The following is a 9242-nucleotide window of genomic DNA, read 5'->3' as shown; positions in this document are numbered from 1 at the left end:
CGGGAAGCTTGTCATACAACATTCGAAAATGCTTTATTTGAGTTTATGTATTCAACAGGGTGCAGAATTGGTGAAGCAATAACTCTAGATAGGGCCTCAATCAATTTCTCTAATCAATCAGCAATCGTATTAGGTAAAGGACATAAAGAACGAGAAGTATATTTAAATACTCGTTGTGAAATATGGTTGAAGCGATATTTAAATGAGCGAAAAGATCAGGAGGAAGCACTATTTGTGACAACACGTGCACCCCACCGAATGAGTATTTCTCAAGCGAAAAACATTATAAAACTGGTAGCAAAGAGAACGGACATTAAAAAGAGCATTCATCCCCACCAACTTAGACATAGTTACGCCACAAATTTATTGAATAATGGAGCCCCTCTAGAAGTGATTCAAAATTTAATGGGTCATGAAAAAAGTGAAACCACAAAAATTTATGCATATCTAAGTGGTGCAATGCGGAGAGACTTGTATAGAAAGTATTTTTAAGGGACCAAGGTTCCTTTTTATTTTGTTCTTAATAAACTATCGGGGCTGATTAGTTGAAGAGAGGTTTTTAACTTGTGTTCAACAATCGGGCCATATTCTTGCAGAAGTGAAACATAAAAATTGTCTATATGGGGGCTAGAGCATTTTTGGCAACAAAAACAGTACTCCAATTTATAATACAATTGGAGTACTGTTTGATTCATATTGAGGAGTCGTACATCACATACACTAATTTGTCTACGATTAACTAAAAAATATATTTTTTAATTCATTAATAGTTAAAATAATAAATAATAAAATACTAACGCCTAGCGCAATATTAGATAGCCACTGATGACGATCAAGCTTACCAACATATTTTTTCTTGTTTAGTAAATAAAGCAAAGTGATTGCCATAAAAGGCATAAAGATAGATCCTAGTGCGCCATATGCAATGATTAATCCAACAGGTTTTCCTATGAAATGTAGTAGCATTGGAGGGAATGTTAACCATAATACATAGAAACGATATGCCTTTGTTTTACTTAAATCATTATTACTAATGTCTTGATGACGAATTAATCTAACGAAATCGGCAAATAAATAAGGAACGCCATTCCATACTCCAAGTACAGAAGTAAATGAAGCTGACCAGAATCCAATTAAGAATAAATATCGAACAGATGGATGTAGTTCATTACCTAAGATGGAAGCAAACTCTACTAATCCCTTTTCTCCACTAATATTAACATCTGTTCCATATAATAATCCTGCACCCAATACAAGAAGTGAGATTGTAAACAACGCAGTAACAATATATGCAATCGCAGAATCATAGCGAACCGCACGTATAAAAGATGATCCCTTCCATTTATTCTCTTGTAACCAATAACCATAAGAAGCCATTGTTAGTGAACCACCTACACCACCAATTAAACCGAGAGCATATACTAATGAACCTTGTGGAAGTGTCGGTACAGCAGTCCCCCAAATATCACTAAGTTGTGGGATGACTAGAAGGGCAGATCCAACAACTGTGATAAACATGATTCCGATTAACCCGTTCATGATTTTTTCAAATGTTTTATACTTTCCCCACCATACTAATATAAATGCTAATAATCCATGGATGATTGACCATTGAGTTAAAGAAATTTGAGGGAATAATACCGCCATTGCAAGCGCACATGAAGCTGTACCTGCAGCACCATAAACAAAGCCCCAAATGACTGAATAAACACCAAAATAACCTGTTGCCCATTTCCCCATTAGGTGCCAGCCTTCTAATATAGTTTTACCACTTGTTAAATGCCAACGACCAACGCCTTCATTTAAAGCGAATTTAAGAATGGAACCTATAAGAATCGCCCAAAGAAATACTAATCCATAATTTGTACCTGCCACAAGTGCGGCAACTAAATCACCTGCACCTACGCCCGTAGCAGCAACGATCAATCCAGGTCCAATAATGGAAGATTTTTTTACCCCCAGATCTTGCTCAATTTGTGTATGTTTTTGTTCTATCATTGTAATCCCCCTTCGTATTCTTGGTGATAACGTTTTCAAATGGTATTCTGAAATTAAAGAGTTAAATCAAAATGGCTCTATATAGAAAAAATATAGTGAAATTGATTCACTTTGTGGATCTAAGTTATTATTTTAAAATTCCTTTCCTTTATTTTAACTATTCTATTATTGATGTTTTTTTAAGAAAAATCAATCATTTTAGAATATAGATATAATTATTAATTTTTGGAAAACATATACAAACTCTCAAAAAAAGAAAGTAGTAATGGATTTGTTGAATTTTAAAGGTGTTTCATTACGAATAAAGTTGTTGCTTTTACAATAAAGATGTATAAAAACGCCAGTCGTGTTATTCCATTAATGGGCGCGATTCTGGAATAACATAGATAGAAAATGATCAAACTTTTTTATAAAAACCAAACTTAAATCTGCTGATGAAGAATCCATTTTGATTAATCTTTATTTCAAAGTTACATAGGAAAATTAAACAACCTGTCCCGTTTCGAATACAAGGAACAGGTTGCCTAGGTGTTTTATGTGTGTCCCATTTTAGGGGTTCACTTCAAGGAAAATGACTTTTTAGGTTGGAATTCTCTTAGTGAGACCTTCGACCAACTTATTAATAGATCTGTCAAAGTATTAAATAACATTGTCTCAAAACATAAGTCCGGAAATATTTTAGATGTCACTCATTCTGTTATTCTAAAATCTTTACTCATGTATATGAAAGGAAAATCGATTAAAGATTTATGGGCACCACCATTTATACATGACACAAGCCTTAAAATCTTAGAAATAAAAGATGGGATGCATCACCTATTATCGGAGGGTGATGTTACACACCTAAATAATGTAACGAGTGTTTAGTCTCTACCTCCTGTAATGTGACGTTATGTTAAATAGGCAGAATAAGAAATTTGTTTTTCTTGTTCCGCAATAGGGAGCTTTAATTTAATAAAAAGGAGAGCACATATTATACATAACTAATATGTGCTCTCCTTTATCTCTATATTTAAAAGAAATTAGTCTTATGTTTCTAATGAATGTTTTTAAACGAAAACCTACAAGACAATAAATGATTTTACATATCGTAAATAATAGATATAATAAGAATCATGAAACCTATTGAAATTTTCAAAGCCTTATCAAATGAAACAAGGCTTAAAATGCTAGAATGGCTAAGAGCCGGAAAAACATTTTTCCCTTCAGGATGTGGGTGATTTTCGAGATATAGGGTATATGTAAGCCAGTTTCACCAAAAATTAAATATTACACAATCAACGGTCTCTCAATATCTTTCCATTTTACAGAAATCTGGACCTATTGTAAGTTCCACCCGTATTGGAAAGTGGACATATTATAAAAGAAACGAAGAAAAAACATCCTTCAACTCGCCGAGTATATTCGGCAAGACATATAAGAAAATTAGACTGAACTTCTCGCCATTGTGTTGAAAAATTCAGCTTAACCCCTCAAATATATCGACAAATTCAGATATATTAAAATGTTTAATGAAAGTACCATCAATGATGTAAAGAAAATAATGATGAATAAGTTTAACACCAGGTATATTCATGTATGAATGCATATCAACGAAATTCAGTTTTGAGGAGGGGAATATTTATTATGGCTGACGAGCAATGGAGGCAGTTTGTTCTTGATGGGAACACCGACATCAACGTACGAAAAGAAGTTTTGGAATCGTGGAATAGGTGTAAACAGATGGGTGTTTCTCATGAGAGGGAAAATGTTTTTTCTCATATTCCACAAAGTGACCTTGTAGGAAGACGACAGAAAAACCTCGACCTGATTAATGCAGCGTTGCCAGTTATGAAGGATTTTTGTAAGCGCTTAAAAGGAGGAGGATACCTTCTTTTACTTGCAGATACAGAAGGATACTTAGTGGAAATGATGGCTGATCACAAATCTCAAAAAATAGCCGACCAGTGTGGAATGTCTGTAGGTGCACGATGGATGGAAGAAAACGTTGGTTCAACAGGGCTATCAATTGCGCTTAGAACACGCACTGCCATGGCTACTTCAGGGAATGAGCATTACTGTTTAGCCCTTCGCGTTTGGGATTGTTCTGCGTGTCCTATTTTTGTTAATGGAGAATACATAGGGGCCTTTGACGTTTGCCGTATGGGTCCTAATAATGATTTGAGAGAGTTATATACACTGGCATTTGCTGGTGCTCATGTTATTAGTGAAAGATACCGGTTTCATAAAGCAGAAATCAAAGAGCAAGTTTTATCACACGTATTAACTGAATACGTTCATAAGTTCAACTCCAACACAGGTATTATATCGTTTGATAAACAAGGTATAGAGTTATACAAAAACAAGCCTGCTCATGACTTTTTAAAGTTGTGGGAAGAATACAACGGTCATTCGGAATCAAGTAAAAAAATGATATTGAGTGGCGTTGAAAAAGGTTCAGTTTCAACCGAAATTGAAGTGAATGAGAAGAAGTTTTTCATCAATTCAGAAGAAATAGTGAAGCGAGGTAAACCATTAGCCAACGTACTATTTATACATTCCCAAACTAAGGAAACCCTACCAAAAGGTAAAATCAATCAAGATTACTTTGCCTTTAACACTAAAAATACAGCTTTCCAGAAGACCATACAAACAGCTATAAAGGTTTCAAGAAGTGATGCAAGTATTCTTATACAGGGGGAAAGTGGAGTCGGGAAAGACTTTATGGCTCGCTTTATTCACAAGCAAAGCGAAAGAAGGGACCAACCTTACACTGCGATTAATTGTGCAGCCTTGCCTCGAGAACTAATTACTACAGAGTTGTTTGGTTATGAAGGCGGAGCCTTTACAGGTGCAAAAAATAAAGGGAGTCAAGGGAAAATTGAAGCGTCGGACAAAGGAACCATATTCTTAGACGAAATAGCAGATTTACCACTTGATTTACAGGCTACTCTTCTTAGAACTTTAGAAGAAAAACAAGTAGTAAGAGTAGGAGGTACTACACCGATTCCAGTTGATGTACGTTTTTTAGCTGCGACAAATAAAAATATTAAAGAACTAATTGAAAAAGGAGAATTTCGAGAGGATCTCTATTATCGGTTAAACGTTTTTAATATAAAAATCCCTTCTTTAAGAGAACGAATTGAAGACGTGGAAAGCATCTTGAATACAATGTTAGGTGAAGCTTGTGAAAAAGCACAACGAAAAACAATCTCTTTCACTCCAAAAGTAATGAATATATTCGAACAACATACATGGCCAGGGAATTTAAGAGAGATGAGGAACGTAATTGAGCGAATTGTTTATCTACATGATGAAGATCACTTCGATTCATTTCATGCACATGAGTTTTTAGGATTGGATCAATCAATAGATAAAATAAGTGAACGTGAATATCTCTCTATCATTCTCAATAAAGCCAACGGTAATCGTGCCCAAGCTGCGAGGGAAATGGGTATCTCCCGCAGTGCTCTTTATCGGAAAATTCAAAAATACAACGTCGAATAAAGTATATATAACTGTTCGTCTGTCCGAACACAGACCGGTCAAATGTACATTTTTAAAATGGGAATCATCAAGCTCATAAAGTAAAAGCCCCATTGCAGACTCCTTTTTCACTTTATTTTAAACGTCTAATTAATTGGCACGGTTCTTGCAATATATCAAGTTGAGGACCATGTCCCAATAAAACAAGTAAAGGGAGGCTAATAAAATATGCAAGTAGGATCAAAAGAATGGATGGAAAATTTCCAGGAAGCCGTAAACACAGATCAAGAGTTAAATGTAATAGGTAAATATTGTGTTACAGACTTACTCTTGCAAATCGGTGCAAAGGAATACATAGTCCAAATTAAGCAAGGTAAACTGACTAACTTCTTTGAAAAGGGAGCGTTAGACGGATGGAGTTTTGCGATTAGAGGTAGTTTAGAAGCTTGGGAAAAATTCACTCAGCAAATACCACCTCCAATGTTCCATGAATTATTCGCAGCAGTCTTTCAAGGGAATTTGCAGCTGGAAGGAAATCTTAAGGAACTTTATGCCAATTTGAGGTACATGATCCGTTTCCTGGATGTTACTAGAGAAGTGAAAAACAAGTTAGTTAAAGGAGTGTAATATGATGGGTAAATTTTCTTCTGTTAAAGGTCAATATGTTTATGTTGAAGTAGATGGCATTGAGCACAAGGTTTATTTTGAGGAAAATGGACAAGGTATCCCATTAGTTTGTCAGCATACAGCTGGGGCTGACAGCAGACAATGGCGAGACTTACTTGAAGATTCAAACATTACACAGAATTTTAGGGTGATAGCTTATGATTTACCAAGACACGGTAAATCAGATCCCCCTCATGGTGTGGAATGGTGGAAAGAAGAATACAAGCTTACAACAGATTTTTATCTTCAATTTGTTCTTAATTTCTGTGAGGCTTTGGAGTTAGAAAATCCTATTTTTATGGGAAGCTCTTTTGGCGGACATGCTGCTCTTCAGTTGGCACTTGAGTATCCTGAGTACTTCCGAGCCACCATACCTGTTGAGGGATCCGACCATACACCTGGATTTTATCAGGAATGGTGGAATCATCCCCATACTCACGGTGGAGAAGTTTGTGGATCAGGAGTCTGGGGACTCATGGCTCCACAAAGCCCAGAAAAAGATCGTCGTTTAACATCGTGGTACTATAGCCAAGGGGCTCCAGGTGTATTTAAAGGAGACCTATATTTTTATAGTGTAGATCATGATTTACGTGGAAAGCTCCATCAAATTGATACGAATAAATGTCCAGTATATATGCTGACAGGAGAATATGACTATCTTTCAACACCTGAAGACTCTAAACGTACGGCTGAACAAATACCAGGAGCCAAGTTTGTAGAAATGAAAGGTATTGGTCATTTCCCAATGAGTGAAAACCACGAAGTATTTGTTAAATACTTGGAAGATGTTCTTCAAGATATCTTAACCAAAGAAAAAACATTAGTATAAAAAATAAAAATAAAGAGACCATCACAAAGTCTGTTTCAAACGAATCGTGACATCATACAGGGGAGACGAAAAGTCTCTCCTGTAATTTTTTCTGTCCTTGCTGTAAAAGGCGCAACATTGGCATTTACGGTTGGAATTTTATTATGTGTCCTGATTTACAAAAGAACCTTCTTTCAAGGAGAAGATTGCGAGCATTTATTTGAAACGAAAAAGGAGTGGAAAGATCAATGCAACATTACAGTATGTACATAAACGGCGAATGGGTTAATACTCATAACGTATTAGAAGTAGATAATCCTGCCACAAAAAAAATCATTGCGACCGTGCCTAACGGCGGGAGAGAGGAAGCAAAAACGGCAGTAGATGCGGCACATAAGGCGTTTCGTACGTGGTCGAAAACGACGGCCTATGAACGTAGTGAATACTTAAAAAGGTGGTTTACTCTCATCGATCAAAACAAAGAGGAAATTGCTAAAACGATGACCATGGAGCAAGGAAAACCATTAAAAGAAGCGCTTGGTGAAGTGCAGTATGCCAACAGTTTTTTTACATGGTATGCAGAGGAAGGAAAGCGTGTATATGGAGAAACGATTCCGGCTGCGCATTCTGATAAACGCCTTCTCGTTCAAAAGCATCCGGTTGGTGTTGTCGCAGCGATTACGCCTTGGAACTTCCCGGCGGCGATGATTACAAGAAAAGTAGCCCCGGCATTAGCAGCAGGTTGTACGGTCGTTGTTAAGCCAGCTGAGTCTACTCCGTTAACTGCGTTGCTTTTAGCAAAATTCGCGCAAGAAGCAGGCATCCCAAAAGGGGTTGTCAATGTCGTTACAGGAGACCCGAAAGAAATCGGAAACGTTTGGCTAGACGATACCCGTGTAAAGAAAATTACGTTTACGGGTTCAACGGAAGTCGGCAAATATTTAATGAGACGCGCAGCGGACACCGTGAAAAAGGTCTCGCTTGAATTGGGCGGTCACGCACCGTTCATTGTGATGGACGATGCCGATGTCGAAAAAGCGGTGGAAGGTGTTATTGAATCAAAATTCCGTAATGCCGGTCAAACATGTATTTGTACAAATCGCATTTATGTGCAAGAAGGGATCGCCGAAACATTTACACAAGAGTTCGTGAAAGCTGTTTCGGAATTAAAAGTAGGCAGCGGTTTAGAAGAAGGGACTGACATCGGTCCGCTCATTAACGACAAAGCAGTAGAAAAAGTACAAAGCCATATCTCTGATGCAGTCGATAAAGGCGCAAAAATATTGGCCGGTGGCAATGCGCTTCGAGAAACGAACGGCTATTACTTTAAACCAACAGTCTTAAGCGGTGTAACAGATGAAATGGTTTGTATGAAAGAAGAAACGTTCGGACCAGTCGCGCCGATTACGACCTTTAAAACGGAAGAAGAAGCGATTGAGCGTGCGAACAATTCTCCTTACGGATTAGCGGCGTATGTATTTACTGAAAACCTTGGACGTGCGTTTCGTGTAAGTGAGGACTTGGAATACGGGATCGTTGGTGTAAATGACGGCACTCCGTCTGTTGCACAGGCACCATTTGGTGGATTTAAAGAAAGCGGACTAGGACGTGAAGGCGGCCATTATGGTATTGAGGAGTTTTTGGAAGTGAAATACATTTCCATCGGCATTTAATCTTGTTATCTTGAGATTCATGAAGCAATTCCAATCAAATTATATATGAATTTGACTTTATTTTAGGAAGACTTCAAATCCAAGTTTTTTTAATTGCTGATAATAAGTATTATGTAAACTAAACACTGATAGTAAATCTGGCTTGTTTTTATCAAATGTTAATACATAATATACACGTTTTCTATTTATAGTGTGTGTTTAACATATTAAAATTGCTAATAATGTTAAACATTAATTGATAGAATGAAAAAACACAGTAATATACACTTGAAAATTACTGTATTGCATCCTCCAAACGGCTCATGGCTTCTGCTGCTATTAGATAAACGAACATTCCTCCTTATCTGAAGCCTGGATGCGCCCCCTTCCGGTGAAGTCGTTTAAACAAACCATTAATGAAGTTTATTTTCTATATTTCAACAAATTTATGTAGTGAAGACACTTATGAAAGATAAAGTATTTTAAGTGATTAGTAGCCCTTAAATTGTTATATTAATTAATTATTATAAACCAATGATTAAACATGGTTTAAATTAACAATATCTTGTAATATTTAACTTATCATACAGGGGAGCATTAAAATTTAAACTCCATTCGATGATTTAAGAGAGCCTTTTGGCTCTTTTTATTTT

At 36.5% G+C, this 9242-nt stretch carries 7 protein-coding genes and 1 pseudogene; 7 read left to right on the top strand and 1 reads right to left on the bottom strand.

Annotation, left to right across the window (positions count from 1 at the left end):
- A partial coding sequence (locus tag ADA55_RS24540) for a tyrosine-type recombinase/integrase (protein ID WP_048688521.1) occupies positions 1 to 492 on the top strand: 492 nt, incomplete at its 5' end.
- A 243-nt stretch (positions 493 to 735) separates the two neighbouring features.
- Here the strand turns inward: ADA55_RS24540 and ADA55_RS24535 are convergent.
- Positions 736 to 1998: an Nramp family divalent metal transporter gene (locus ADA55_RS24535; protein WP_048688518.1), complete on the bottom strand. Its 1263-nt coding sequence runs from the start codon at positions 1996 to 1998 to the stop codon at positions 736 to 738.
- Positions 1999 to 2526: 528 nt separating this feature from the next.
- Between ADA55_RS24535 and ADA55_RS31545 the strand changes: the two genes are divergently transcribed.
- The 6 genes and pseudogenes from ADA55_RS31545 (at position 2527) to ADA55_RS24510 (ending at position 8610) form a co-directional block, all read left to right on the top strand.
- On the top strand, positions 2527 to 2865 hold the full coding sequence (locus tag ADA55_RS31545) for a histidine phosphatase family protein (protein WP_081088632.1): 339 nt from the start codon (positions 2527 to 2529) through the stop codon (positions 2863 to 2865).
- A 248-nt stretch (positions 2866 to 3113) separates the two neighbouring features.
- Positions 3114 to 3418 (top strand): annotated as a pseudogene (locus ADA55_RS31540) (ArsR/SmtB family transcription factor).
- Positions 3419 to 3624: 206 nt separating this feature from the next.
- Positions 3625 to 5484 carry a sigma-54-dependent Fis family transcriptional regulator gene (locus ADA55_RS24525; RefSeq protein WP_048688513.1) on the top strand — a complete coding sequence of 620 codons (1860 nt, stop codon included), beginning with the start codon at positions 3625 to 3627 and terminating at the stop codon, positions 5482 to 5484.
- Between the two features lie 207 nt (positions 5485 to 5691).
- On the top strand, positions 5692 to 6090 hold the full coding sequence (locus ADA55_RS24520; RefSeq protein WP_048688510.1) for a hypothetical protein: 399 nt from the start codon (positions 5692 to 5694) through the stop codon (positions 6088 to 6090).
- A 4-nt stretch (positions 6091 to 6094) separates the two neighbouring features.
- The gene (locus ADA55_RS24515; protein WP_048688524.1) at positions 6095 to 6958 is read left to right on the top strand and encodes an alpha/beta fold hydrolase; all 864 of its coding nucleotides are present in this window, start codon (positions 6095 to 6097) and stop codon (positions 6956 to 6958) included.
- A 242-nt stretch (positions 6959 to 7200) separates the two neighbouring features.
- Positions 7201 to 8610 (top strand): NAD-dependent succinate-semialdehyde dehydrogenase, encoded by a 1410-nt coding sequence (locus ADA55_RS24510; protein WP_081088776.1) that lies wholly within the window; start codon positions 7201 to 7203, stop codon positions 8608 to 8610.
- The last annotated feature ends 632 nt before the right edge of the window (positions 8611 to 9242 follow it).

This window comes from Bacillus sp. 220_BSPC, from assembly GCF_001054655.1.
Lineage (GTDB): Bacteria > Bacillota > Bacilli > Bacillales > DSM-1321 > Peribacillus > Peribacillus frigoritolerans.
Note: the sequence above shows the minus strand (reverse complement) of the source record. Positions and strands in the feature narration are given on the sequence as shown.

Coding starts and splice junctions, on each gene's coding strand:
- ADA55_RS24520 (WP_048688510.1), top strand. CDS start 5,692: ATGCAAGTAGGATCAAAAGAATGGATGGAAAATTTCCAGGAAGCCGTA.
- ADA55_RS24510 (WP_081088776.1), top strand. CDS start 7,201: ATGTACATAAACGGCGAATGGGTTAATACTCATAACGTATTAGAAGTA.
- ADA55_RS24535 (WP_048688518.1), bottom strand. CDS start 1,998: ATGATAGAACAAAAACATACACAAATTGAGCAAGATCTGGGGGTAAAA.
- ADA55_RS24515 (WP_048688524.1), top strand. CDS start 6,095: ATGGGTAAATTTTCTTCTGTTAAAGGTCAATATGTTTATGTTGAAGTA.
- ADA55_RS24525 (WP_048688513.1), top strand. CDS start 3,625: ATGGCTGACGAGCAATGGAGGCAGTTTGTTCTTGATGGGAACACCGAC.